At 56.3% G+C, this 23,378-nt stretch carries 21 protein-coding genes; 3 read left to right on the forward strand and 18 right to left on the reverse strand.

Annotated features, from left to right (window positions below):
• Positions 1 to 26: 26 nt before the first annotated feature.
• From glgA to VW41_22180, 5 genes are all read right to left on the reverse strand, one after another.
• Positions 27 to 1,460, reverse strand: coding sequence for a glycogen synthase (glgA, locus tag VW41_22160; GenBank protein ID AJZ91532.1), 1,434 nt, complete (start codon positions 1,458 to 1,460; stop codon positions 27 to 29).
• A 111-nt stretch (positions 1,461 to 1,571) separates the two neighbouring features.
• On the reverse strand, positions 1,572 to 2,855 hold the full coding sequence (gene glgC / locus VW41_22165; protein AJZ92050.1) for a glucose-1-phosphate adenylyltransferase: 1,284 nt from the start codon (positions 2,853 to 2,855) through the stop codon (positions 1,572 to 1,574).
• 14 nt (positions 2,856 to 2,869) lie between these two features.
• Positions 2,870 to 4,852: a glycogen debranching protein gene (locus tag VW41_22170; GenBank protein AJZ91533.1), complete on the reverse strand. Its 1,983-nt coding sequence runs from the start codon at positions 4,850 to 4,852 to the stop codon at positions 2,870 to 2,872.
• Positions 4,849 to 7,038 (reverse strand): glycogen branching protein, encoded by a 2,190-nt coding sequence (locus VW41_22175; GenBank protein ID AJZ91534.1) that lies wholly within the window; start codon positions 7,036 to 7,038, stop codon positions 4,849 to 4,851. The genes VW41_22170 and VW41_22175 overlap by 4 nt, the downstream gene beginning before the upstream one ends.
• 261 nt (positions 7,039 to 7,299) lie before the next feature.
• The gene (locus tag VW41_22180; GenBank protein ID AJZ91535.1) at positions 7,300 to 8,406 is read right to left on the reverse strand and encodes an aspartate-semialdehyde dehydrogenase; all 1,107 of its coding nucleotides are present in this window, start codon (positions 8,404 to 8,406) and stop codon (positions 7,300 to 7,302) included.
• Positions 8,407 to 8,580: 174 nt separating this feature from the next.
• On the opposite strand from VW41_22180, the gene VW41_22185 reads away from it, so the two are divergent.
• Complete coding sequence (locus VW41_22185) at positions 8,581 to 9,174, forward strand: antibiotic transporter (GenBank protein ID AJZ91536.1); 594 nt, start codon at positions 8,581 to 8,583, stop codon at positions 9,172 to 9,174.
• 79 nt (positions 9,175 to 9,253) lie between these two features.
• Here the strand turns inward: VW41_22185 and VW41_22190 are convergent, their stop codons facing one another.
• The 7 genes from VW41_22190 to VW41_22220 form a co-directional block, all read right to left on the reverse strand.
• Positions 9,254 to 9,688 carry a hypothetical protein gene (locus tag VW41_22190; protein ID AJZ91537.1) on the reverse strand — a complete coding sequence of 145 codons (435 nt, stop codon included), beginning with the start codon at positions 9,686 to 9,688 and terminating at the stop codon, positions 9,254 to 9,256.
• Between the two features lie 115 nt (positions 9,689 to 9,803).
• Positions 9,804 to 11,144 (reverse strand): gluconate transporter, encoded by a 1,341-nt coding sequence (locus VW41_22195; protein AJZ91538.1) that lies wholly within the window; start codon positions 11,142 to 11,144, stop codon positions 9,804 to 9,806.
• A complete protein-coding gene (gene gntK / locus VW41_22200) occupies positions 11,141 to 11,674 on the reverse strand; it encodes a gluconate kinase (protein ID AJZ91539.1) in 534 nt (177 codons plus the stop codon). The genes VW41_22195 and gntK overlap by 4 nt, the downstream gene beginning before the upstream one ends.
• Before the next feature lie 150 nt (positions 11,675 to 11,824).
• Positions 11,825 to 12,820, reverse strand: a complete 996-nt coding sequence (locus VW41_22205; GenBank protein ID AJZ91540.1) for a transcriptional regulator — start codon at positions 12,818 to 12,820, stop codon at positions 11,825 to 11,827.
• A gap of 95 nt (positions 12,821 to 12,915) precedes the next feature.
• On the reverse strand, positions 12,916 to 13,611 hold the full coding sequence (locus tag VW41_22210) for a quercetin 2,3-dioxygenase (GenBank protein AJZ91541.1): 696 nt from the start codon (positions 13,609 to 13,611) through the stop codon (positions 12,916 to 12,918).
• Between the two features lie 123 nt (positions 13,612 to 13,734).
• Positions 13,735 to 14,772: an oxidoreductase gene (locus VW41_22215; GenBank protein ID AJZ91542.1), complete on the reverse strand. Its 1,038-nt coding sequence runs from the start codon at positions 14,770 to 14,772 to the stop codon at positions 13,735 to 13,737.
• A gap of 121 nt (positions 14,773 to 14,893) precedes the next feature.
• Positions 14,894 to 15,286 carry a hypothetical protein gene (locus VW41_22220; protein AJZ91543.1) on the reverse strand — a complete coding sequence of 131 codons (393 nt, stop codon included), beginning with the start codon at positions 15,284 to 15,286 and terminating at the stop codon, positions 14,894 to 14,896.
• A 232-nt stretch (positions 15,287 to 15,518) separates the two neighbouring features.
• Between VW41_22220 and VW41_22225 the strand changes: the two genes are divergently transcribed.
• A complete protein-coding gene (locus tag VW41_22225) occupies positions 15,519 to 16,016 on the forward strand; it encodes an acetyltransferase (GenBank protein ID AJZ91544.1) in 498 nt (165 codons plus the stop codon).
• A 108-nt stretch (positions 16,017 to 16,124) separates the two neighbouring features.
• Here the strand turns inward: VW41_22225 and ggt are convergent, their stop codons facing one another.
• On the reverse strand, positions 16,125 to 17,867 hold the full coding sequence (ggt, locus tag VW41_22230) for a gamma-glutamyltranspeptidase (protein AJZ91545.1): 1,743 nt from the start codon (positions 17,865 to 17,867) through the stop codon (positions 16,125 to 16,127).
• Positions 17,868 to 17,988: 121 nt separating this feature from the next.
• Here ggt and VW41_22235 point away from each other — a divergent pair, with 121 nt between their 5' ends.
• Positions 17,989 to 18,351, forward strand: coding sequence for a membrane protein (locus VW41_22235; GenBank protein AJZ91546.1), 363 nt, complete (start codon positions 17,989 to 17,991; stop codon positions 18,349 to 18,351).
• 4 nt (positions 18,352 to 18,355) lie between these two features.
• On the opposite strand, the gene ugpQ is transcribed toward VW41_22235, so the two are convergent.
• From ugpQ to VW41_22260, 5 genes are all read right to left on the reverse strand, one after another.
• Positions 18,356 to 19,096 (reverse strand): glycerophosphodiester phosphodiesterase, encoded by a 741-nt coding sequence (ugpQ, locus tag VW41_22240; GenBank protein ID AJZ91547.1) that lies wholly within the window; start codon positions 19,094 to 19,096, stop codon positions 18,356 to 18,358.
• Positions 19,093 to 20,163, reverse strand: a complete 1,071-nt coding sequence (ugpC, locus tag VW41_22245) for a glycerol-3-phosphate transporter ATP-binding subunit (protein ID AJZ91548.1) — start codon at positions 20,161 to 20,163, stop codon at positions 19,093 to 19,095. Before ugpC ends, ugpQ begins: the two co-directional genes overlap by 4 nt.
• 9 nt (positions 20,164 to 20,172) lie before the next feature.
• Positions 20,173 to 21,018, reverse strand: coding sequence for a glycerol-3-phosphate transporter membrane protein (locus tag VW41_22250; protein AJZ91549.1), 846 nt, complete (start codon positions 21,016 to 21,018; stop codon positions 20,173 to 20,175).
• On the reverse strand, positions 21,015 to 21,902 hold the full coding sequence (locus tag VW41_22255) for a glycerol-3-phosphate transporter permease (protein ID AJZ91550.1): 888 nt from the start codon (positions 21,900 to 21,902) through the stop codon (positions 21,015 to 21,017). The genes VW41_22250 and VW41_22255 overlap by 4 nt, the downstream gene beginning before the upstream one ends.
• Positions 21,903 to 22,018: 116 nt before the next feature.
• Entirely contained in the window at positions 22,019 to 23,335 is a 1,317-nt protein-coding gene (locus VW41_22260; GenBank protein AJZ91551.1) for a glycerol-3-phosphate ABC transporter substrate-binding protein, read from the reverse strand.
• Positions 23,336 to 23,378 lie beyond the last annotated feature (43 nt).

Consider the following 23,378-nt stretch of genomic DNA (forward strand, 5'->3'; position numbering starts at 1 on the left):
ATCAGTGATTCCTGGTGTATGGGTAATTACATCAAGCGTTGATAAAGGTCGCGGTATGACTGCGCCGCTACCTGCCAGCTAAAATCCATATTCATTGCCTGCCGCTGCACAAAACGCCACAGCGACGGGCGGGACCACAGCACGAAAGCACGCCGGATCGCACGGAGCAGCGACCAGGCATTACTGTCTTCAAATACAAAACCGGTTGCCACACCGTCAGCCAGATTCTCAAGAGAAGTATCAGACACGGTATCGGCAAGGCCACCGGTTCGCCGCACCAGCGGCAACGTGCCATATTTCAGGCCGTAGAGCTGCGTTAAGCCGCAGGGCTCAAAGCGGCTCGGGACTAAAATCACGTCGGCACCGCCCATGATGCGGTGAGAGAATGCCTCGTGATAGCCAATCTGGACGCCGACCTGGCCGGGATGTTCAGCCGCCGCCGCCAGGAAGCCTTCCTGCAGCACGGAATCCCCGGCGCCCAGCAGCGCCAGCTGGCCGCCCTGCTCCAGCAATCCAGGCAGTGCCTCAAGCACCAGATCCAGCCCTTTTTGGTTGGTTAACCGACTGACCACCGCGAACAGCGGAACTTTATCGTTGACCTTCAGCCCCATAGCCACCTGCAGCTGGCGTTTGTTTTCAGCTTTCTCCTCCAGTGAATCGCGGTTATACCGTGAGGCCAGCAGCAGATCGCTTTCCGGGTTCCAAATCTTATCGTCCACGCCGTTTAAAATGCCCGACAGACGCCCTTCACGCTGGCGCTGGCGCAGCAGCCCTTCCATGCCATAGGCAAAGTGCGGATCGGTAATCTCCCGCGCATAGGTTGGGCTGACGGCGGTGATGTGGTCGGCATAGTAAAGGCCGGCCTTCAGGTACGAAATCTGCCCGTGGAATTCCAGCCCGTTCATGTCGTAGACCCACCACGGCAAATCGATTTCACTTAAGTGATGGGCATAGAACATTCCCTGATAGGCGAGGTTATGTACGGTAAATACTGACTTCGCTGGCCGTCCGCGTACTTCGAGGTAGGCCGGAGCCAGCCCGGCGTGCCAGTCGTGAGCATGCACCACATCCGGATGCCAGAAAGGATCCAGGCCACAGGCCATTTCCGCCCCAACCCAGCCAAGCAGCGCAAAGCGCAGCACGTTGTCCTGATAAGCAAACTGGTTGGTGTCGTGGTATGGGCTTCCCGGGCGTTCATAAAGATGGGGGGCGTCAATCAGGTAAACGCCAACGCCGTTGTAGTGGCCGTAGAGCAGGCGCATGGCACCCGCGAACGTCTGTCGGTGGGCAACCACCTGGATATCTTCGATTCCTCGGCGCACATCCGGAAAAGCGGGCAGCAGGACGCGCGTATCGACGCCCCCGGCAATCTGTGCCGCTGGCAAAGCGCCCAGGACATCCGCCAGACCGCCTGTCTTCAGTAAAGGAAACATCTCGGAACAGACATGTAAGACCTGCATTATCGCTCCCATGTGGAAAGTCGCGGCGCTGTGTCTTAATCATCAGGCAACGCCGAACGATAAAATAACCGCGCACGGCATCACCGTGCGCAGGCCAATCTTCTACGCGCTTCAGCCCTGCAGCTTCGCCAGCATCTCACGCGTGACCAGTACAATGCCCTCTTCAGAGCGATAAAAACGGCGGGCGTCCTCTTCGGCATTTTCGCCAACCACCATCCCCTCAGGGATCACGCAGGCGCGGTCGATAATGCAGCGTCGTAATCGACAGGAACGCCCAACAATGACGTCTGGCAGCAGGACGGAAGAATCGATGTTGCAGAACGAGTTGATACGCACCCGAGGAAACAGCACCGACTGCACGACCACCGAGCCGGAAATAATGCAGCCGCCGGACACCAGCGAATTCAGCGTCATACCGTGGCTGCCGGAGCGATCCTGGACGAATTTAGCGGGCGGTAGCGGCTCCATATGGGTGCGGATCGGCCAGGCCTGGTCATACATATCCAGTTCCGGCATCACCGAGGCCAGGTCAAGGTTCGCTTTCCAGTAGGCCTCCAGCGTACCCACATCGCGCCAGTAAGGTTCGGCGTTAGGATCGGACTGTACGCAGGAGAGCGGGAACGGGTGGGCGTAGGCTTCTCCCGCGCGGGTAATTTTCGGGATAATGTCTTTGCCAAAGTCGTGGCTGGAGTTTTCATCCTGGTCATCTTCTTCCAGAAGCCTGAACAGGTAATCCGCATCAAAAATGTAAATGCCCATGCTGGCAAGAGACTTACTGCTGTCGTTGGGCATCGTGGGTGGGTTTTCCGGCTTCTCCACGAAATCGATAATTTTTTCGTCAGCGTCCACCGCCATAACGCCAAACGCCGACGCTTCCTGCACCGGCACCGGCATGCAGGCAACGGTGCAGCGCGCGCCCTTCTCGACGTGATCGATAAGCATGCGCGAATAGTCCTGCTTGTAGATGTGGTCCCCGGCCAGGATCACTACATATTCGGCGTCGTAGCGGCGAATAATGTCGAGGTTCTGGGTTACGGCATCCGCCGTCCCGCGATACCAGTTCTCACCGTGCACACGCTGCTGGGCGGGGAGCAAATCCACAAACTCGTTCATCTCTTCGCTAAAAAAAGACCAGCCGCGCTGGATATGCTGCACCAGGGTGTGCGATTGATACTGAGTTATCACCCCAATGCGGCGAATACCGGAATTAATGCAGTTGGACAACGCAAAATCAATAATGCGGAACTTGCCGCCAAAATGGACCGCAGGCTTGGCGCGCGTCGACGTGAGATCCTTCAGCCGAGTCCCGCGGCCACCGGCCAGAATTAACGCAACGGATTTGATGGGCAACTGGCGGGCCAGCATCAGCGGATCGTTTTTCTCAAACCTGACCATAACGAACTCCTTTTTCATGACTTGTGGAACACGCAAACTCCGTGCGCGGGACCATGCCATACAACCATCACGACCGGGTTGTCCTCTCCGGCAAACGGAGGAACGGCGCGCCATTCCCCCTCAGGTAGAACGATGTCCGCAACTTCTTCGGTCGCGTTAATTGCGATAAGCCAGCGGTCGGACAGCTGGATTTGCAGGCGGTGTACGCCGTTTTGCCACTCATCGGCGCTCAGGGGCTGCGCCTCTTTGTTCAGCCAGCGAACGTTGTCATCTCCCTCTTCCCACCAGCGATTGGCGGTCAGCGCCGGGATAACCTGCCGTAGCTGAAGGAGCGCCGCGGTAAAGGTGGTCAAACCGTCGTTTCCCTGCTCCCAGTCAAGCCAGGTCAGAACATTGTCCTGGCAGTAGGCATTGTTGTTGCCGTGCTGGCTGTGGCCGTGTTCATCCCCAGCCAGCAGCATCGGCGTTCCCTGTGAGAGCAGCAGCGTGGTGAGCAACGCATGCACGCTGTCACGACGCCGTTCCTTGGTAATCAGGCTGGCTTCAAGCCCTTCAAACCCATAGTTATTACTAAAGTTGCTGTTGGTGCCGTCGCGGTTATCTTCGCCGTTGGCTTCGTTATGCTTCTGATTAAAACTTACGCAATCCCGCAGCGTAAAACCATCATGAGCGGTGATTAAATTAATGCTGGTGGAGGGCAGCCTTTCGCCGTGCCGATAAACGTCGCTCGAGCCGGCAAAGCGGCAGGCGAAGCCGCCTAAAGAGAGATCCTGCTGGAGCCAGAAGCGACGCATCCCGTCCCTGAAATGATCGTTCCATTCGGCAAACAGCGGTGGAAAATTACCGACCTGATAACCCCCCTGGCCGATGTCCCAGGGCTCGGCAATCAGCTTCACCCGCGACAGGTGAGGATCGTTTTTGATCGCCTCAAACAGCGGGGCATCCTGATGAAATTCCGGCGTGCGTCCCATCACCGAAGCCAGATCGAAACGGAAACCATCCACATGAAAACTGTCTACCCAGTAGCGCAGGCAGTCGATCATCTGGGCAACCACGCCCGGCGTGCTGAGATTCAGAGTGTTCCCGCAGCCGGTCCAGTTCTGGTAATCGCCGTTGTCCATTAACCAATAATAGCTACGGTTGTCGATTCCGCTCAGCGACAGGGTTGGGCCATCTTTGTCCAGCTCTGCGCTGTGGTTCAGCACAATGTCGAGGATCACTTCAATGCCGGCCTGATGCAGCGCCTTGATAGCGCCTCGCAGCTCATTGGCCGCGTTATGGGGGTTCTGGTCTATCGCGTAGTAGCTTTCAACGGCATAGAAAGCGCGGGGGTTGTAGCCCCAATAGTTACTCAGCCCAAGCTGCGAAATGCGGGGTTCGGTAACAAAATGCGCCACGGGCAGCAGCTCAAGTGCCGTAATGCCCAGGCGCCTGAAGTAGTCGATCATCACCGGGTGCCCCAGTGCCGCATAGGTGCCACGCAACTCTTCCGGGATACCGGGGTGGAGCAGCGTCAGCCCGCGAACGTGAGCCTCGTAGATAACCGTGTTGCCCCACGGCGTTCGGAGCGGCTGGTCGTCTTCCCAGTCAAATTTCTCTCTGACCACTACGCACTTCGCCATGTGCGGGGCACTGTCTTCAAGGTTGGGCTCATCGTAGCCGCAGTGAAAATGCGGATGATCTTCGGCCCCGCCCACGACCACGCGGGCGCAGGGATCGAGCAGCAGCTTCGCGGGGTTGAAGCGGTGGCCCTGTTCCGGCTCCCAGGGCCCATGAACCCGATAGCCATAAAGCAGCCCCGGCTTGCCATCCGGCAAATAGCCGTGCCAGATATCCCCGGAGCGCGAAGGCATGTCATAGCGGCGCTCGTGGCCGTGCTCGTCGAACAGGCACAGCTCGACCTTTTCCGCATGGACAGAATAGAGCGTGAAGTTAACGCCTTTACCGTCGAAATACGCCCCGAAAGGGGCCGGGCTGCCTTGGGTAAGCTGCGTCATGCGTCCCCCTCACGGATCAACCAGAGCGTGGACAGCGGCGGTAGCGTAATGCACAGAGAATGGTCGCGGCCGTGGCTCGGCACCGCTTCACTGCGCACCGTCCCGCTATTGCCGGCGTTGCTGCCATGGTAGTGCATGGAGTCGGTATTCAGCTCTTCGCGCCAGCGCCCTGGCTGATTAACCCCGAAGCGATAATGGTAACGCGGCACCGGCGTAAAATTGCTGGCGACAATCACTTCATTGCCTTCGGCATCTCGCCGCACGAAAACAAAGACTGAATTAGCCTTATCTTCCACCACCAGCCATTCAAAACCGTAGCCGTCGAAATCCAACTGATGCAATGCCGCGTGACGTCGATAAGTATGATTCAGGTCGCGCACCAGACGCTGCACGCCGTGGTGCCAGTTATCGCCCCCCTGCAGCAGGTGCCAGTCGAGGCTGCTGTCGTGGTTCCACTCTCGCCCCTGGGCAAATTCGTTGCCCATAAACAGCAGCTTTTTGCCCGGAAATGCCCACATCCAGCCGTAGTACGCGCGAAGATTGGCGAACTTCTGCCAGGCGTCCCCCGGCATACGGTCGAGAATCGATTTCTTGCCGTGCACGACTTCATCGTGCGACAGCGGCAGCACGAAATTTTCGGTGCCGTTATACAGCATGCCGAAGGTCATTTTGTCGTGGTGGTGCTGCCGGTATACCGGGTCGAGCTTCATGTAATCGAGCGTGTCGTGCATCCAGCCCAGATTCCACTTAAACCAGAACCCTAGCCCGCCCATGCTCGGTGGGCGAGAAACGCCGGCAAAATCGGTGGATTCTTCCGCCATGGTCACCGCGCCCGGCGTTTGCTCGCCGATGATTCGGTTAGTGCTACGCAGAAACTCAATGGCTTCAAGGTTCTCACGCCCGCCGTACTCATTCGGAACCCATTTTCCGCTTTCCCGGCTATAGTCGCGATAAATCATCGAGGCCACGGCATCCACGCGCAGGCCGTCAATGCCAAACCGCTCAATCCAGTAGAGCGCGTTGCCCACCAGATAGTTGCTGACTTCCCGGCGACCATAGTTGTAAATCAGCGTGTTCCAGTCCTGGTGATAGCCCTCGCGCGGATCGCCGTGCTCATACAGCGCAGTGCCGTCAAACTTCGCCAGCCCGGCATCGTCCGTCGGAAAATGGCCCGGCACCCAGTCCAGCAGAACGTTAAGCCCGGCTTCGTGGGCCGCGCCTATCAGATAAAGAAAGTCGTCGCGTGTGCCAAAACGGCGCGTCGGGGCGTAAAGCCCCTGCGGCTGGTAGCCCCAGCTGCCGTCAAACGGATGTTCGTTAACCGGCAGCAGTTCAAGATGGGTAAAGCCCATCTCTTTGACGTACGGAATGAGCTGATCCGCCAGTTCTCGGTAGCTGAGCCAGAAGTTATTGTCGGTGTGGCGGCGCCACGAGCCGAGGTGCACCTCATAAATTGAGATGGGTTGATCAAAGCCGTTAGCTTTTTGCCGCTCGGGGCTGAGCGTGGTTTTCTCCGGCAGGCCACAAATCAGCGAGGCCGTTTCGGGGCGCATTTGCGCTTCAAAAGCGTAAGGATCGGCTTTAATACGCAGCTGCCCTTCGGCATCCAGCAGCTCGAACTTATAGAGCTGGCCGCTGTGCGCCCCTGGAATAAACAGTTCCCAAATACCGCTTTCTCGCCGCAGCCGCATTGGGTGGCGGCGGCCATCCCAATAGTTAAACTGCCCCACGACGGAGACACGCCGGGCGTTAGGTGCCCAAAGCGAGAAACGCGTTCCGGTCACGCCGTCCATTGTCTCGGCATGCGCGCCCAGCGTTTCGTAAGGGCGCAAATGAGTCCCTTCTGAGAGCAGCCAGCTATCCAGCTCCTGAATCAGAGGGCCAAAACGGTAAGGATCGTCGATCAGGTTTTCCTGACCATGCCAGACAACGGCAAGCTGGTAGCGAAAAGTGTTTTTACGGCGAGGAATCAGCCCACAGAAAAAGCCGCGGAAATCGAGGCAGTCGAGCTGGGCAACTTTGCGTCCGGTCTTAGGCTCTATCACCCACACTTCGGTGGCGTCAGGCAGCAGCGCCCGGACTTCAAGTCCGGCGTCGGTTTGGTGCATCCCCAGCAGGGAAAACGGATCGGCAAAATGACCCGCAATTAGCGCATTAATCACGTCTTTTTCCGGCAGAACAGACATGGCATTTTCCTTTTTTATGTGTCACCGATGACCCGCCCTACGCCTGCGTGCGGATACGACACTTATCATTGACCCTGACGAACGGCGCGCAACTCCTGTAAGCCAGTTCGCCCAATACTCACCAAAACGCTTGCGCGTGATGACTTAAGCATAGCCAACGCTTTCTCGACTCCTCGTGAAATTAATTAATGACTTTCGTTGTACCTTAAATTGCGGGCAAAAAAAGAGGGGCCACAAGGCCCCTCTGGTAAAAAAGTGTAATTATGCAAGTGACCGCAGCATTCTGCGCAGCGGTTCAGCGGCGCCCCACAGCAACTGGTCACCAACGGTGAAGGCGGAAAGGTACTCCGGCCCCATGTTCAGCTTGCGCAGGCGGCCAACTGGCGTAGACAGCGTGCCGGTTACCGCGGCAGGCGTCAGCTCACGCATGGTAATTTCGCGGTCGTTTGGCACCACTTTCGCCCACGGGTTGTGCGCGGCCAGCAGTTCTTCCACGGTCGGAATAGAAACGTCTTTCTTCAGCTTGATGGTGAACGCCTGGCTATGGCAGCGCAGCGCGCCTACGCGCACGCACAAACCGTCAACCGGGATAACGGAAGAGGTCGCAAGAATTTTGTTGGTTTCGGCCTGACCTTTCCACTCTTCACGGCTCTGGCCGTTGTCGAGCTGCTTGTCGATCCACGGGATCAGACTGCCGGCCAGCGGCACGCCGAAGTTATCCACCGGCAGTTTGCCGCTACGGCCAAGCTCGGTGACTTTACGTTCGATATCAAGAATGGCGGAAGCCGGATTTGCCAGTTCGGAGGAAACTTCACCGTACAGCTGGCCCATTTGGTTCAGCAGTTCGCGCATGTGACGCGCGCCGCCGCCGGACGCCGCCTGGTAAGTTGCCACAGAAACCCAGTCAACGAGGTCATTGGCAAACAGGCCGCCCAGGGACATCAGCATCAGGCTGACGGTACAGTTGCCGCCGACGAAGGTTTTCACGCCGTTGTTCAGGCCTTCCTGAATAACGTGCTGGTTCACCGGGTCGAGGATAATAATCGCGTCATCTTTCATGCGTAGAGAAGAAGCTGCGTCGATCCAGTAACCCTGCCAGCCGCTTTCACGGAGCTTTGGATAGATTTCGTTGGTATAATCGCCGCCCTGGCAGGTCACGATGATATCCAGCGCCTTCAGCGCTTCCAGATCAAATGCGTCCTGCAGTGTACCGCCGGTGGTGCCGGCAAACGTAGGGGCTGCCTGCCCAAGCTGGGAAGTGGAGAAGAAAACCGGACGAATGGCGTCAAAATCGCGCTCTTCCACCATGCGTTGCATGAGTACAGAGCCGACCATACCGCGCCAGCCAATAAAACCAACATTTTTCATAGCGACTTAATCCTGCAGAGATGATTGCGTGTGTAAGCGCTGGCCGTGGGCCAGAACATCACTCCACCTTACAAAATGCAGCCAAAGTCGCAAGTGAAATTAATCAATGATATCCACCGTGTCAGAAACAAAGCTTATTAATAGAAACAACTTGCCAGTTTTTGGGGAAAACAGATGACTGAAATCATATCCGCCGCGGTACTCCTGATCCTGATTATGGACCCGCTGGGTAACTTGCCGATCTTTATGTCGGTCCTAAAACACACGGAGCCAAAGCGTCGCCGGGCCATTATGATCCGCGAACTGCTTATTGCTCTGCTGCTGATGCTTATCTTCCTGTTTGCCGGCGAAAAAATTCTCGGTTTCCTGAATTTGCGCGCTGAAACCGTGTCGATTTCAGGCGGCATCATTCTGTTCCTTATCGCCATCAAGATGATTTTCCCGGGCCAGGAAGGCAGTTCATCCGGCCTGCCTGCGGGCGAGGAACCGTTTATCGTCCCTCTGGCGATTCCGCTGGTTGCCGGCCCTTCTCTGCTGGCGACGCTGATGCTGCTATCGCACCAGTATCCAAACCAGATGGGGCATTTAGTCGCCGCGCTGATGCTGGCCTGGGGCGGTACCGTGGCGATTTTGCTGCAGTCTTCCCTGTTCCTGCGCCTGTTGGGTGAGAAAGGGGTGAACGCTCTGGAGCGTCTGATGGGGCTGGTGCTGATTATGATTTCCACCCAGATGTTCCTGGATGGGATCAGAACGTGGATGCGGGGGTAAGACCACCCCTCACCCTAACCCTCTCCCTAAAAGGGAGAGGGGACGAATCGAGTCCTGCTCCTAACCCCCTATTTCCCCCTCACGAACACATATACCGATACGGCCCCGGCTGGCATGCACGCAGCAAGAGATGAAGATTTTCCTGCTTCAGCGTATACATGCCGCCAAAGAATGGATCGACAATCAGCCATCCCGGCACGCCGAAGAAGATAATGTTGCCGAAGAGATACCAGTTGCTAAAACGGGTTTCCAGCGGTAGCGACAGGGAGTAATACCCTTCATGTTTTAGCATCAACGTGTAGTTTTTCTTCCCAAAGTAGCTGCCGTCCGTCTTTTTAAGCGTCACGGACTGTGGGGTGATGCCCTGCACGGCAATCTCTCCCTTGCCATCAAAAATCGTAAAGGCGGCGCTCTTTGGCGTACTGTCGATATACACCGTGGCGTCATTATTGCTAGCCAGCGTCGCGCAGCCGGTTAACAGCGGCAATAACAGTAAGAAGAGTAATTTTTTCATGCGGTGCTCCCTTATTTACCAGGGAGTAAAAGCGTCACGGGAAGAGCGAAGCTTAACCCGTAAAAGCAAAACACCCGGCAATTGCCGGGTGTTTTTAGCAGGTTCAGACGAGAGATTAGGACAGCAGGCTGAACGCAATCATCCCGACAATCGCCCCGGTGGTGCCGAGGATGGTTTCCATCATCGTCCAGGTCTTCAGCGTTTGTGCTTCAGACGCGCCGGTAAACTTGCCGAACAGCCAGAAGCCGGCGTCATTTACGTGACTCACCACGATAGAGCCACCGGCGATACAAATCGACAGGGCTGCCATTTGAGCGCCGTTATAATTCAGTTGCTCGATAACCGGCATCACCAGACCAACCGCCGTCAGACAGGCCACGGTTGCGGAGCCCTGAATAATACGTACCGCCGCCGCCAGCACGAAGCAGGTAATCGCGATAGGCAGGCCCATACCGGTCAGCGCTTCGCCCAATGCCGGGCCCACGCCGGAGTCCACCAGCACCTGTTTGAACACGCCACCGGCACCGATAACCAGCAGGATAATGCCCGCCGGCTGCAGCGCCTGGCCGCATACCGCCATCACTTTTTCTTTATCCATGCCCTGACGATAGGCCAGGCCATAAATAGCCACCAGGCAAGCCACCAGAATCGCGGTGAACGGGTGGCCAATGAACTCCAGCCATTCGTACAGCGAAGAGCCTGGCGCGGTAAAGCGAGCGGCAATCGTTTTCAGGCCAACCAGCACCAGCGGCAGCAGAATCAGCGACAGGCTGAAGCCAAAGGACGGCAGCTTGCCTTCCCCCAGGTGCGGCTCGGAGATGTCATCCGGAATTTTCAGCTCAACAAACTTGCTGATGAAGTTCCCGAACAGCGGCCCGGCGATAATCATGCCCGGGATCGCGGCGCACAGGCCAATCAGGATCATCCAGCCAAAGTCAGCGTGCATCTGGGAGGCCAGCAGCATCGGCGCGGGCCCAGGCAGCAGGAACGCCGCAGCGGCAGCGACGCCGGCAAACAAAGGGATCACCAGTTTCACCAGGTTTGTCCCGGTATGACGCGCCATCGAAAACGCGACGCTAATCAGCAGCACGATAGCCACTTCAAAGAACAGGGGCAGCGCGCAAATCAGGCCCGCCAGGCCAATCGCGTAGTGCGCGCGGCTGTGGCCGAAGGACTTCAGCATTTTGACGGCAATCTGATCCACCGCGCCGGTTTCATGCAAAATTTTACCGAACATCGCACCGAGGGCGACCACAATCGCCAGAAAGCCCAGCGTACCGCCCATGCCTTTCTGCATGGTGTCGGCGATTTTGTCGAGCGGCATGCCGGAGAAAAGCCCGGCACCAATAGAAACCACCATCAAAGCCACGAAGGCGTGCATACGCGCCTTCATTACTAAAAACAGCAGGAGCAGCACGGAGCCGACCGCGGTTAAAACAAGCGTTAATGTACTCACTCTGCGCTGCCTTTGTTGATTAATGCGAGGGTGCTGGCGACAACGCCGTCCAGCGGCTGATCGATATCCACGATCAACACGTCTTTTTCATCCGCCTGCGGTTCTTGCAGGGTTTCGAATTGGGTAACCAGCATCTGGGTTTTAAAGAAGTGGCCTTTACGCGCCTTCAGGCGGTTTTCGATCACTTCGAAATCGCCTTTCATGTAGATGAAGGAGAGGTTCGGGTTACCGTCACGCAGCAGGTCGCGATAGTGCTTTTTCAGCGCCGAGCAGACGATCAGCGAAACCTTGTTGGTGCGCTGCATCGCAAACGCGGCGTCGTTCAACGCTTTCAGCCACGGGGTACGGTCGTCGTCGTTCAGCGGCTCGCCGGAGGCCATTTTCAGGATGTTGCTGCGGGGATGCAGGAAGTCGCCGTCAAGAAACGCGGCGTTCAGCCGATGGGCAACTTCACTGGCAACGGCGGATTTACCGCTGCCGGAGACGCCCATCAGGACGTAAATGTGGTGGTCGTGGTTAGTAGTGCTCATGATGGCTCCGACTCTGACACAAAGCAATGCGCCTGGTTTTGTTACGGGTAACTGTTACCGATAACATTTTCCTGCCTGGCTGACCATTAAGCAATAACCATTAGCTTGCAAAGTGTATAAGTGTGAGCTGCATCAAATAAAAGTTTTGGCCTAGATCGAGCCCCCAGGCGACAGCGTAAAGCCTAAATCCAGCATTTTCGGGGTAATGATTTCACCACGAATACGAGCCAGCAGACGCTCCGCGCCGATACGCCCCATGCGCTCTCGCGGGGTCAGCACGCTCGCCAGCCGCGGCTCCATCACCTGCCCGATATCGTGGCCGTGGAAACCGGCAATCGCCATATCTTCCGGAATACGCAGCCCCTGACGCTGGCATTCAAACGCCGCACCAATCGCTAAGTCATCGTTAGTGCAGAAGATGCTGTCGAGCTGTGGATATTCACGTTTTGCCTGGCGCAACAGCTCAATACCGGTGGAATAAGACGAGGAGTTTTCAATCATCACGCTGTACGGCGTCAGTCCGGCGTCGAGCATCGCCTGCTCGTAGCCTTTTTGCTTGATGAGGGTACGTTCGTCGAGGCGGGCGCCCAGATAGGCAACGTGTTTATGGCCACGGGCGATAATACTGGCCGTCATTTGCCGAGCCGCCTCGAAGTTATCAAACCCCACGGCAATATCCAGACAAGGAGAGACACTGTCCATCAGCTCCACCACCGGGATCCCGGCGACTTCAATCATTTTCAGCGTTCTGGGCGTGTGGTTGCGCTCGGTCAGGATCAGGCCGTCAATATTCCAGGACAGCATGGATTCCAGACGCTCCTGCTCCAGCTCCGGCTTATAGCCGTAGTGGGCGAGCATGGTCTGGTAACCGTGGGCATCAATGACGTTTTCAATGCCGCGCAGCACTTCAGCGAACACCTGATTGGTCAGGGAAGGCAGCAGGACACCAATGGCCCGGCTGGTTGAATTAGAAAGGATATCCGGCGCACGATTCGGGATATAGCCCAGTTCATCTAACGCGGCGGCAATTTTAACCTGCAGCGCGGCAGACACCTGATCCGGGTTGCGTAAAAAACGGCTGACCGTCATTTTGGTCACCCCAACGCGATCTGCAACATCCTGTAGTACCGGTCTTTTCTTTTTCATTGTCCTGCGCGACTTGTGAAGTTTCGACAGCCGAGTTTAGCACGGACAAAAGAAAACCCGCCCCTTTTTCAGGGGCGGGTTGTGACGGGTAACGTTTATACCGGAGGCAGATCGAACAGCAGGATCTCGCTCGCTTCGTTGGCGTGAACGGAAATCGCTTGTTCATCCCAGACCGCGATCGCGTCGCTGGTTTTTGCCTGGGTACCGTTAATGGACACATCGCCTTTTACGACCTGGATCCAGACGCGGCGGTCGGCCGGGATCTGATACACCGACTGCTCATCTTTTGCCAGAGCCCAGCGGGACAGTTCCATATCCTGATAAACCTTCAGTGAACCGTCGCGTGCATCCGGAGAAAGCACCAGTTGGCGCCCCTGAGGAGCATCAAAACGGCGCTGATCGTAGCGCGGCGCGATCCCGGTTTTTTCTGGAATAATCCAAATCTGGTACAGGCGCAGCGGTTCGGTCTGGCTGGCGTTGTACTCAGAGTGACGGATCCCGGTCCCGGCGCTCATAATCTGGAACTCACCCGCAGGCACACGTTCTTTATTGCCCATGCTGTCCTGGTGCTCAACCGCGCCTTCCAGAACATAAGTCAGGATTTCCATGTCTTTGTGCGGATGGGTCCCAAAACCCTGGCCCGCATCGATAACGTCTTCGTTAATGACCCGCAGCGCCGAGAAGCCCATAAAGTTGGCGTCATAATAGTCGGCAAAAGAGAAGGTATGCCAGCTGTCCAGCCAACCGTGGTTCGCATGGCCGCGGTCCTGTGCTTTTCTTAAGTAGATCATGGTATGTCCTCCGCAATTCGTTTGATGGGATAAGTGTGGACCCATTTCGCGGAGGATCATAGAGGGTGAAAATTGACTCCTCTGTTCAAAAAAAGTGAACGAGTTAGAGGAGTCAAAATGCTATCAGGCGAGGCTTATTGTCGCAGGAGAAGGCTGCTCGAAACCACGCTCCAGGATTTCCAGGTTGGTGAGAACTTCAATTTCTCTGACGTAATTAGGCTTACCGCCGATCAGCGTGTCGTACAGCGCATCATAGACGCGTCCATAGTCGCCCACTTCCGGCTTCCACTCCTCGCGCACCGTTTCACCGGCTTCGTTAACGTACTCCAGCGTCGCCACGCTGCTGTCGGCCCCAAAGCCTGGCTCACCGGGCATGATGTACGCCTTGAGGCTGGTTTCCTGCTGGTCGATGCCGTACTTCACAAACGAACCTTTGGTACCGTGCACGATAAATTTCGGGTAGTCGATTTTCACCAGGTGGCTGGTTTTCACGATCGCCTTCAGGTCGCCGTAAAACAGCTGGGCTTCAAAGGTATCGTCCGGGTTGGCTTTGTTACGCAGGCTGCGAATATCATAGGCAACGTGGTCCGGGCGGCCAAACAGGGAGATGATTTGGTCCATGGTATGCACGCCCAGGCCATAGAAGGCGCCGTCCGCCGGCTGACCAGGGTTGGCAGGTGCATCGGGGCGGTACATATCGAAGTGGCTTTCAATTTCCACAATCTTGCCGAGCTTGCCGCTCTCGATGGCTTTTTTCATCGTCAGGAAGCAGGCGTCAAAGCGACGGTTTTGGTAAGGCGTAACGACCAGGCCCTTCTCTTTTGCCAGCGTCAGCAGTTCGCGGGCTTCAGCAAGCGTCGGGGTAAACGGTTTTTCTACCAGCACGTTCTTACCCGCTTCGAGCGCTTTTTTGGCGTACTCAAAATGGCTGTCAACGTGGGTACAAATCACCACCAGTTTGACCAGCGGGTCATTGAGAACATCATCGAGCTGGCTGGTGAAGTGGATCCCCGCGTACTGTGGCTGCTGTTCCAGCTCCGGTTTTTCGCTGCGGCGGAAAATGTGGGCAACGTTGAGTTTGTCTTTACGAACCAGAACGAACGGAAGGTGATAGCGGGTGGTGCTTTTACCAAAGCCGATGAAGGCACAGTGCAGAGTCATTTCATTGTCCTTTTTGATTTGAGCTGCCTGTACCTTACTGCAAAGCCGCGACACGTTATAGCCGTAGACTTCAAACCATCTTTAATTTTAAAGGTCGGGCGTAACCAACACGGCTACGGCTTCAAATAAGAAGGGCACCAGGTTTTGCCCAAATTAGCTGGAACTGTAGCAAGGCGGTAAGGGAAGGCATTCCGATGAGCTTACTCAGGTAAGTGATTCGGGTAACTGAGTGCAGCCAACGCAGCTGCAGCTTCAAATAAGAAAGACAGAGGTTTGCCCAAAGTAGTTGGAGTTGCAGCCAGGCGGCAAGGGAAGGCATCCCGATGAGCTTACTCAGGTAAGTGATTCGGGTAACTGAGTGCAGCCAACGCAGCTCCAGCTTCAAATAAGAAAGACAAAGGTTTGCCCAAAGTAGTTGGAGTTGCAGCCAGGCGGCAAGGGAAGGCATCCCGATGAGCTTACTCAGGTAAGTGATTCGGGTAACTGAGTGCAGCCAACGCAGCTGCAGCTTCAAATAAGAAGGGCAAAAAAAAAGCCAGCACCCGGCTGGCTAAAGTAATACTGGAAGCAATGTGAGCAATGTCGTGCTTTCAGGATGTCTCCGTAGGGGTCTCCCCTGAACGCATGGCAATAATAATCATTATCATTCGCACTTGTAAAGCGTTTTTTGAAAAAAATAGCATTGACTTGTTGCTCAAAGTCAATGATGTTCAAAAGGTTTTATATAACTCATTGAGGAGAAAAGGATGAAATCAGTTGTTGTGCGTCACGCCGAACCCGGCGATGCGGAAGCTTTACAAAACATGTACGCTCATCCGGCGCTTTACCGCGACACGCTCCAGCTACCTCATCCTCCTCTAAAAGCCTGGCATGACCGAATTACCGACCCCAGACCGGGGAGCCGACATTTGGTGGCATGTATCGACGATGAGATTGTGGGGCAGCTAACGCTCACGGTGGAGCAATCCCCGCGCCGCAGCCACGTCGCCACTTTCGGCATGGGCGTACATTACAATCATCAGGGGAAAGGCATCGCTTCGGCTTTGCTTAAAGAAATGATTGATCTGTGCGATAAATGGCTGCGTGTCGAGCGTATTGAGCTGACGGTGTATACCGATAACGCTGCTGCGCTGGCGGTGTACCGCAAGTTTGGCTTCGAGGTGGAAGGTACCGGGAAGCGTTTTGCGCTGCGCGACGGCGAGTATGTGGATGCGTATTTTATGGCACGCTTTAAACCGGAGTGATTTTTGCCCTCACCCCAGCCCACTCCCAGTGGGAGTGGGGGAAAATACGACGGGAAACATTGTTTATCACCTCTCCCCCCACGGGGAGAGGGTTAGGGTGAGGGGAAATCAATACCCCGCGGTTAAATCATCCACCGAACGCGGGTCGGACGCGCCATAAAGCTTCCCGTCCGGCGCAATCATAATGCTCTGCGTGCTGCCCATCGCGGCCTTCACGGCGACATTTTGCCCCTTCTCTTTCAGCAACCGAAGCGTATCCGGGCTAAAGCCCTTCTCCACCCGCAGTTCGTCCGGCAGCCACTGATGATGGAAGCGTGGCGCATTGGTCGCTTCTGCCACGTTCATTCCAAAATCGATGCTGTTTACCACCATTTGCAGCACAGTGGTGATAATTCGGCTCCCGCCAGGGCTCCCGGTGACCAGCCAGGTTTTTCCGTCCTTCACCACGATGGTTGGCGACATAGAAGATAACGGACGCTTGTGCGGCCCCACGGCGTTGGCCTCCCCGCCCACCAGCCCGTACACGTTCGGCACGCCTGGTTTGGCGGAGAAGTCATCCATCTGGTTATTCATCAGGATGCCCGTATTGCCCGCCACTATCCCGGTGCCGAAGGTGGTATTCAGCGTATAAGTCACCGCCACCGCGTTACCGTCTTTATCCACGACGGAGAAATGCGTGGTCTGGTTACTTTCGTACGGGGCCAGATTACCCGGCTTGATTTCGCTCGACGGGCGGGCCTTGTTAATATCAATTTTCTCCGCCAGTGATTTTGCATAAGCCTTGCTGGTCAGCGCTTGCCAGGGCACTTTCACAAAATCCGGATCGCCGAGGTATTCCGAGCGGTCAGCGTAGGCATATTTTTCCGCCTCAGCCATGATTTGCAGGGTGTCCGCGCTGCCGAAGCCGTATTTCGCCAGATCGAAGTTTTCAAGAATATTGAGGATTTGCACGATGTGGATCCCACCGGAAGACGGCGGCGGCATGGAATAGACTTCGTAGCCCCGGTATTCGCCGCTGACGGGCTGGCGCTCAATCGCTTTGTAATTGGCCAAATCGGCTTTGCTTATCAGCCCACCGTTCTTCGCCATCTCTTCGCTAATTTGGTCGGCAATCGCCCCTTTGTAGAAGGCGTCCGGCCCCTGCTCGGCAATCATCTCCAGGCTTTTCGCCAGATTGGCCTGAACCAGCTTGTCGCCTTTCTGCAGTGGTTCTCCGTCCGCCCTCCAGAAGATAGCCTTGCTGTTGGCGTGATGAGGGATAACTTCCGCCCCGTACTGCTTCAGGTCGTCCGCCAACGCGTCGTTCACAATAATGCCGTCCCGCGCCAGTTTGATAGCTGGCTGTACCACTTTATTCAGCGGCATGGTGCCGTACTTTTCCAGCGCCAGGCTAAACCCAGCCACCGTGCCCGGCGTGCCTGAGGCGAGATGCGAGGTCAGCGACTTTTTGCTGTCCGCATTGCCTTTATCATCGAGGAACATATCCCGGCTGGCTTTTTCCGGCGCCATTTCCCGGAAGTCTATCGCGGTTGTTTTGCCGTCTTTGGTACGCAGCATCATAAAACCGCCGCCGCCGATATTGCCCGCCTGCGGGTGCGTGACCGCAAGGGCATAACCCACGGCGACTGCGGCATCCACCGCGTTACCGCCCTGCTTCAGAATATCGACACCAACCTGAGTCGCGGCCGCATCCACCGAAGCCACCATACCGTGCTCCGCGCGCACCGGATGGTAAATGTCCATTTCCACTCCGTAAGAGACCGGCGGAGGAGCGGCAATCACCGTCAAACACAGCCCGATTGTCAGGGCCGGAATGGCGACCCAGCGCAACGTTTTCCACTGCTTTATCATCGTTATATCCTCATTTACCCGGGGAAAGTCCCCGCTTAATCCTGGTTCACAAATCCGAAATAATCACCGTGATAAAGGAAACGGAGTAAACTTAAGGCACCCCTGACGGGAGGAGACAACGATGAAAAAGATATGGCTTCTGGCAGCCTTGCTGCCGCTAACCGCGCTCGCACAGCCGCTCAACAACACCAATAACCCTAACCAGCCGGGCTATCAGAACCCGAGCCAGCAGCGGATGCTGACGCAGATGCAAACGCAACAATCCCAGCAGCAAGGGATGCTCAGGCAGCAGATTCAGTCGCAAAATCAGCTTCAGCAACAGCAGCTTCAAACGCAGTTGAACAACAATCAGCAGCGCGTCCTGCAGTCGCAGCCCGGTATAAACCCGCAGCCGTTGCCGAACACCAATGGTGGGATGCTAAAAGGAAATAACGGCGGCATGTTGAAGCCAAACAGTTCAACGCTGCCGCCAGTCACGCCGTAAGGCGTTATGCGGAGAAGTTAGGGCCTATCTCGTCGATGCGGTCGGTACAGATTGCATCGACGCCCCACTGCAGCAGCACGGCCGCGCGGTGAGGAACGTTCACGGTATAAACCAGAATATACAGTCCAGCGGCTTTTAGCGCTTTCACCCGGGCTTCATCCAGCAACTGATGGTTCAGGTGAATAGACACACACTGTAACCGGGTGGTCAGTTCCTGCCAGTCATCACGCCATTCATCCAGCAGCAGACCTCGAGGCAGTTCAGGTGCCGCAAGCTGTGCGGCTTCCAGGGCCTCAATCTCGAAGGAAGAAAGTAGCGGTGCCGTTTGCCCGGCCCACAGTTCACGGGCAGCCAGCGCAACCACTTTGCCGGTTTCGGTTTCCAGACCGGTGGTTGGCTTGATCTCGATGTTGGCCATCATGCCGTGCTGTTTACAGCGTTCAGCCACCTGAGAAAGCAGCGGCAGCGGCTCACCCGCATATTCACGACTGAACCAGCTTCCTGCGTCAACTTTCAGCAGATTGTCCCAGGTCAGCTCGCCGGCGATTCCCCAGCCATTGCTGGTTCGCTCAAGCGTGTCGTCATGGAGCAGAAAGATTTGCCCGTCGCGAGAGAGCTTGGCGTCAAACTCAATCATGGTATGGCCGTAACGCGCCCCGACGTCGATTGCCGCGAGGGTGTTTTCCGGGGCAAGTTTACCGCCGCCACGGTGGGCGACGATTTTTGGGTAAGGCCAGTTGCTCATAAACGTTGTCCGTTTTTGCCATCAAAGAAGTGCAAATGTTCTTCCGGCAGGTGAACCCAAAGCGTGGTTCCCGGCTGCGGGCGTTCCTGATGCCCAAGGCGGATCACGACTTTTTGTCCGCCCCAGCGGCCATGGACCAGATTATCAGCCCCCAGCATTTCAAGGGTTTCCACTACAATCGGGATGCCACCTGCAGCCTGTGAGCTTAGCGCAATATGTTCCGGGCGGATACCTAGCGTCATCGGGCGGCCAACCCACTGCAGGCGCTGGCTACCAATCGGCAGCACATCGCCGCCGTCCAGCTCAAAGCGTGAACCGTCGATGCTGATGTTGCCATCCAGCAGGTTCATCGCCGGAGAGCCAATAAAACTTGCCACAAAGCGGCTGGCCGGGCGCTCGTAAACCTCTACAGGCGTACCAATCTGCTCCGCCACGCCTTTGTTCATCACCATTACGCGCTGGGCGAGCGTCATGGCCTCAACCTGGTCGTGCGTCACGTACAGGCTGGTCGTTTTCAGGCGGCGATGAAGCTGTTGCAGTTCAAGGCGCATCTGTACACGCAGCTTGGCATCAAGGTTAGACAGCGGTTCGTCGAACAGGAATACCGCCGGATCGCGCACAATGGCGCGGCCCATGGCAACACGCTGGCGCTGGCCGCCGGAGAGCTCACGCGGGCGACGGGTCAGCAACGCATCCAGCTCCAGAATACGGGCGGCTTCCAGCACCTTCTGGCGGATCTGTTCTTTGCCCATGCCGCGAATTTTCAGGCCCCAGGCCATGTTCTCTTCCACCGTCATGTGCGGATAGAGCGCATAGTTCTGGAACACCATCGCGATCCCGCGCTCTTTGGGTTCCATGTCGGTGACGCGCTGGCTGTCAATCCAGATATCCCCGCTGGTCACCTGCTCCAGCCCGGCCACCATACGCAGCAGCGTAGATTTACCGCAGCCAGAAGGCCCGACCATCACGATGAATTCGCCGTCCGCTACGTCCACGGTCAGCGGCTGAATCACCTGGGTTTTACCGTCCCAGCTCTTAGTTACTGCCTGTAATTTTAAACCAGCCATGAAAGGTTCCTACTTCTCACTATCAACCAGACCACGCACAAAGGCGCGCTGCATAACTAAAACAATAACAACCGGTGGGACAAGCGTCAGCAGCATCGCTGCCATGACCTGGTTCCACTGCGTTACGCCATCACCGCTGGCAATCATGCTCTTGATGCCCGCCACGGCGGTGCCCAGGTCAGCATCGGTGATAATCAGCAGAGGCCAGAGATACTGGTTCCAGCCATAGATAAAGGTGATCACGAACAGCGCCGCCAGGTTGGTTTTGGACAGCGGCAGCACGATGTCAAAGAAAAAGCGCATCGGCGAGGCGCCGTCGATGCGTGCCGCTTCCATCAGCTCGTCTGGCAGCGTCATGAAAAACTGGCGAAACAGGAACGTGGCCGTGGCCGACGCCATCAGCGGCAGCGTCAGACCGGTGTAGCTGTCGAGCATTTTCAGGTTAGAGATAACCTCAACCGTCGGGAAAATACGCACTTCGACCGGCAGCATCAGGGTGATGAAAATCATCCAGAAGAACAGGTTACGCAGCGGGAAACGGAACCAGACGATGGCGAAGGCCGACAGCATCGACACGGCGATTTTGCCGATGGTGATCACCAGCGCCATCACCGTGCTGTTGAACAGCATACGCCCGAACGGGGCGCTGTTGACCGCCACGCCGTTGGTCCAGATGTAGTGGATGTTTTCCCACAGGTGAGTGCCGGGGATCAGCGTCATCGGCGTATCGAATACGGCTTTGTTGTCCAGCGTCGCGGCAACAAACGCCACGTACAGCGGGAACAGAATGACGATGATGCCCAGAATCAGCATGGTATGGCTGAAGATAGTCAGCCCGCGACGGTTCTCAATCATTGGTAGCGCACCTTACGTTCAACGAAGCGGAACTGAACCACCGTCAGGACGATCACCAGCAGCATCAGCACCACCGATTGCGCCGCCGAGGAAGAGAGATCCAGCCCGGTAAACCCTTCGCGATAAATCTTGTAGATAAGCGTGGTGGTCGCCTGCACCGGGCCACCGCCGGTTGCCGCATCAATTACCGGGAAGGTGTCGAAGAAGGCATATACCAGGTTCACCACCAGCAGGAAGAAGCTCACCGGGGCGATAAGCGGCAGCGAGATAAAGAAGAAGCGGCGTACGGGGCCGGCTCCGTCAATGGCTGCGGCTTCCACCAGCGAACGCGGAATCGACTGCAGAGCGGCAAAGAAGAACAGGAAGTTGTAGCTAATCTGTTTCCACACGGACGCGAATACCACCAGGAACATGGCCTGGCCGCTGTTCTGCGCGTGGTTCCAGTTGTAGCCGAACTCTTCCAGTACGTGGGTAATCAGCCCACGCCCTGGGTTAAACAGGAAAATCCACAGCACCGCGGCAATGGCGGGTGCGACGGCATAGGGCAGCAGCATTAGCGTTTGATAAAAACGGCTGCCGCGCACCACATAATCCACCAGCGCGGCGAAGAACAGCGAAGCCAGAAGCCCGCAGCCCGCCACCAGGCCACTGAAGATCATGGTGGTGTAGAAAGAGTCCAGATAGTAGCTATCGTGGAAGAGCTGCACGAAGTTATCCAGGCCAACGAAATGGCTGGACAGACCAAACGGGTCAAGATTTTGCAGCGAGTACCAGAGGGCTTCGCCCGCCGGCCAGATAAAGAAAATGACGGTGATGATCAGCTGTGGCAGAACCAGCGCATAGGGTAGCCAACTTGAACGGAACACCGGGCGAGATGATGACATAGGGTTACTCGGTTAATGTTAGAACAGGCGATGCTTTGCCCCTCAGCACAACGCTCTCCTTTCACAGAGAGCGCCGTACTCTGCCCCTCCCTTACGGGAGAGGGCGAGGGTAGAACTTAAGACTTGGTAGATTGCTCGAAGCGGCGCAGCAGCTGGTTACCACGCTCAACGGAAGCATCCAGCGCCTGCTGTGGCGTTTTCTTACCGGTCCAGACGGACTCCAGCTCTTCGTCAACCACGGTACGGATCTGAGGCATGTTGCCCAGACGCAGACCTTTGGTGAACGGCAATGGTGGCTTGTTCAGCATCTGGCGAGTGGCGGTATCCGCACCCGGGTTCTTGTCGTAGAAGCCTTCTTTACGAGTCAGTTCGTAAGCCGCGGTAGTGATCGGCAGGTAGCCGGTTTTCTGGTGCCATTCAGCGGCGATTTCTGGCTTAGCCAGGAACTGCATGAACTCAGCCACGCCGGTGTAGGTTGGCTTGTCTTTACCCTGCATAACCCACAGGCTTGCCCCGCCGATGATGGCGTTCTGTGGCGCGCCTTTCACGTCTGCGTCGTAAGGCATCATGCCTACGCCGTAGTTGAATTTCGCGTACTGGCGGATGTCAGCCAGGGAGCCGGAAGAGGCGGTAGTAATCGCGCAGTCACCGTTGTAGAACTTCTCGGTGGACTCGTCTTTACGACCGAAGTAGGTGAAGTCGCCCTTCTTGTTCATCTCTTCCAGCAGCGCGATATGTTTCACCTGCTCAGGTTTGTTGAACTCAAGCACTGCATCCGTACCGTCAAAACCGTTGTTTTTGGTCGCGAACGGCAGGCCGTGCCAGGCGCTGAAGTTCTCCAGCTGGATCCAGCCCTGCCAGCCGCTGGCGTAGCCGCACTTCATGCCCGCTGCGCGCAGTTTGGCGCTGTATGCCGCCACGTCCTGCCAGGTTTTTGGTGGCTCATCCGGGTTCAGACCGGCTTTCTTGAAAGCGTCTTTGTTGTAATACAGCACCGGGGTGGAGCTGTTGAAAGGCTGAGACAGCAGGTGGCCCGTTTTAGAGTCGGTGTAGTAACCGGCCACGGTCGGTACGAACTGAGATTCGTCGAAGTTGATACCGGCATCTTTAAATACTTCGTAGACCGGCTTGATCGCTTTGGAAGCCATCATGGTCGCGGTGCCGACTTCATATACCTGCAGGATGGCCGGGGCGTTACCGGAACGGTATGCCGCGATACCCGCCGCCAGGCTTTGATCGTAGTTGCCTTTATAAACCGGCACAATTTTGTAATCAGGGTGCGTTTCATTGAAACGGTTTGCCAGAGAATCCACTTCTTTACCCAGTTCCCCGTCCATTGAATGCCAGAAAGGGATGGTGGTAACGGCCATCGCCTGGGAGGCAAATGCCATACCCAGCGTCAGGGCTAAAGCTGTGTGTCGTAACGATGTCATTCGGTTATCTCTCTTGTTGTGCCGGATGCGCGAAATCACGCGT

Source organism: Klebsiella michiganensis, from assembly GCA_000963575.1.
Lineage (GTDB): Bacteria > Pseudomonadota > Gammaproteobacteria > Enterobacterales > Enterobacteriaceae > Cedecea > Cedecea michiganensis_A.

What these genes read in the sequence shown, in the direction of transcription:
- glgA (AJZ91532.1), bottom strand. Translation starts at nt 1,460, where the DNA reads ATGCAGGTCTTACATGTCTGTTCCGAGATGTTTCCTTTACTGAAGACA.
- glgC (AJZ92050.1), bottom strand. Translation starts at nt 2,855, where the DNA reads ATGGTCAGGTTTGAGAAAAACGATCCGCTGATGCTGGCCCGCCAGTTG.
- VW41_22170 (AJZ91533.1), bottom strand. Translation starts at nt 4,852, where the DNA reads ATGACGCAGCTTACCCAAGGCAGCCCGGCCCCTTTCGGGGCGTATTTC.
- VW41_22175 (AJZ91534.1), bottom strand. Translation starts at nt 7,038, where the DNA reads ATGTCTGTTCTGCCGGAAAAAGACGTGATTAATGCGCTAATTGCGGGT.
- VW41_22180 (AJZ91535.1), bottom strand. Translation starts at nt 8,406, where the DNA reads ATGAAAAATGTTGGTTTTATTGGCTGGCGCGGTATGGTCGGCTCTGTA.
- VW41_22185 (AJZ91536.1), top strand. Translation starts at nt 8,581, where the DNA reads ATGACTGAAATCATATCCGCCGCGGTACTCCTGATCCTGATTATGGAC.
- VW41_22190 (AJZ91537.1), bottom strand. Translation starts at nt 9,688, where the DNA reads ATGAAAAAATTACTCTTCTTACTGTTATTGCCGCTGTTAACCGGCTGC.
- gntK (AJZ91539.1), bottom strand. Translation starts at nt 11,674, where the DNA reads ATGAGCACTACTAACCACGACCACCACATTTACGTCCTGATGGGCGTC.
- VW41_22205 (AJZ91540.1), bottom strand. Translation starts at nt 12,820, where the DNA reads ATGAAAAAGAAAAGACCGGTACTACAGGATGTTGCAGATCGCGTTGGG.
- VW41_22210 (AJZ91541.1), bottom strand. Translation starts at nt 13,611, where the DNA reads ATGATCTACTTAAGAAAAGCACAGGACCGCGGCCATGCGAACCACGGT.
- VW41_22215 (AJZ91542.1), bottom strand. Translation starts at nt 14,772, where the DNA reads ATGACTCTGCACTGTGCCTTCATCGGCTTTGGTAAAAGCACCACCCGC.
- VW41_22225 (AJZ91544.1), top strand. Translation starts at nt 15,519, where the DNA reads ATGAAATCAGTTGTTGTGCGTCACGCCGAACCCGGCGATGCGGAAGCT.
- ggt (AJZ91545.1), bottom strand. Translation starts at nt 17,867, where the DNA reads ATGATAAAGCAGTGGAAAACGTTGCGCTGGGTCGCCATTCCGGCCCTG.
- VW41_22235 (AJZ91546.1), top strand. Translation starts at nt 17,989, where the DNA reads ATGAAAAAGATATGGCTTCTGGCAGCCTTGCTGCCGCTAACCGCGCTC.
- ugpQ (AJZ91547.1), bottom strand. Translation starts at nt 19,096, where the DNA reads ATGAGCAACTGGCCTTACCCAAAAATCGTCGCCCACCGTGGCGGCGGT.
- ugpC (AJZ91548.1), bottom strand. Translation starts at nt 20,163, where the DNA reads ATGGCTGGTTTAAAATTACAGGCAGTAACTAAGAGCTGGGACGGTAAA.
- VW41_22250 (AJZ91549.1), bottom strand. Translation starts at nt 21,018, where the DNA reads ATGATTGAGAACCGTCGCGGGCTGACTATCTTCAGCCATACCATGCTG.
- VW41_22255 (AJZ91550.1), bottom strand. Translation starts at nt 21,902, where the DNA reads ATGTCATCATCTCGCCCGGTGTTCCGTTCAAGTTGGCTACCCTATGCG.
- VW41_22260 (AJZ91551.1), bottom strand. Translation starts at nt 23,335, where the DNA reads ATGACATCGTTACGACACACAGCTTTAGCCCTGACGCTGGGTATGGCA.